We start from the raw sequence: 1,293 nt of genomic DNA, 5'->3' as shown, positions 1-1,293 counted from the left end.
CGCATATGGGCGTTTCATTTGCATGGCTATTTTTAAACATAATTGCTAAAAATGAGGAATTAACGAATACAGGTTTTCTAATTACATGCAATAGTGGATATTTAGTGTAAAAAGGGTAAATTCAAAACTGAACAGATATAACTTGTGCTCTACTTCCTTATCCCGGTATGTTATCTTAAAGATATAAAGATTTTAGGAGGAAAACACATGATCAATACGGTAGTTTTTGATATGGGTAATGTTCTGATTCGTTACGCGCCCACAGAATTCATTAAATCGTTTACTGAAGACGAAACGTCTCAGCAGCTCCTGCTCGATGCCATTTTTCTGTCGGATGAATGGTTGGATTACGATAGAGGGACCATTACAAAAGAAAAACTTATCGCGACTGCACAGGATCGGGTCCCCGAAGACTTGAAGCCATCTATTCCCCGTCTGATGGATACATGGTTCGAAAACATGATGCCGATTGCCGGGATGGAAGAAATCCTACATAAACTGAAAACTAACGGGTATCAGCTCTTACTGCTATCCAATGTGTCTCAGGACTTCCATCAGTTCAAAGATGTCATCCCAGGCATTGAATTATTTGACGGACTCTTCCTGTCCTTTGACTGGAAATGCATCAAGCCAGATACGGAAATTTATGAACAATTCTTTGCTCATTTTGATCTCGATCCAGCCAGCTGTTTCTTCATCGACGATTTAGCGATGAATATTGAAGGCGCAGCAAAGTTAGGAATGGACGGTCATGTCTTTGACGGAGACCTTACAAAACTGGGAGACTCATTAAGAAAAGCGGGTATTCGCCTGTCCTGAATCAAAATAAGATCAGCATGGTATCATTTATGAGCCGGCTGGTCTTTTTAATGTAGACTAGTTCGGCTTACCTATCTGCCAATGGGTCAAATATAGATATATAATCTATTGGGCTTGTTTTATTTAAGGCGAATGTACCATATAGTCATATTTGATCCATTCGTCCATTATAATAAGACATGAATGGATCAAATAACGGTTTATGGCCCATTGATACGATCTTTTCTCTAGTAGAGAGCTGGGACAATTCCAATTTAATATGTGGGGCCCACATATTTCCATCTTTTCTCTTGATTTATATAACGAAAATGACTGCTTTCTTCATAAAAAACCCCTCATATTCTATACAGTAATTACCAATTTTTTTGTTTTTTCGTGTTGTTTTAATGCAACTATCGTTGCTCTATCAATTAAAATACAAAAAGGCACCTCTTCCCCCCTTAATCTGATAAAATGAAGTTCACTAAAAACAAA

General features: G+C 37.8%; 1 protein-coding gene. It reads left to right on the top strand.

The window, feature by feature from the left end; genetic code table 11:
* The first annotated feature begins 207 nt into the window (after nucleotides 1-207).
* Nucleotides 208-819: an HAD family hydrolase gene (locus tag ACYQ4S_RS11920; RefSeq protein ID WP_459771358.1), complete on the top strand. Its 612-nt coding sequence runs from the start codon at nucleotides 208-210 to the stop codon at nucleotides 817-819.
* Nucleotides 820-1,293: the final 474 nt, after the last annotated feature.

Source organism: Alkalibacterium sp. s-m-28, from assembly GCF_054658175.1.
Note: the sequence above shows the minus strand (reverse complement) of the source record. Positions and strands in the feature narration are given on the sequence as shown.

What these genes read in the sequence shown, in the direction of transcription:
- ACYQ4S_RS11920 (WP_459771358.1), top strand. Translation starts at nt 208, where the DNA reads ATGATCAATACGGTAGTTTTTGATATGGGTAATGTTCTGATTCGTTAC.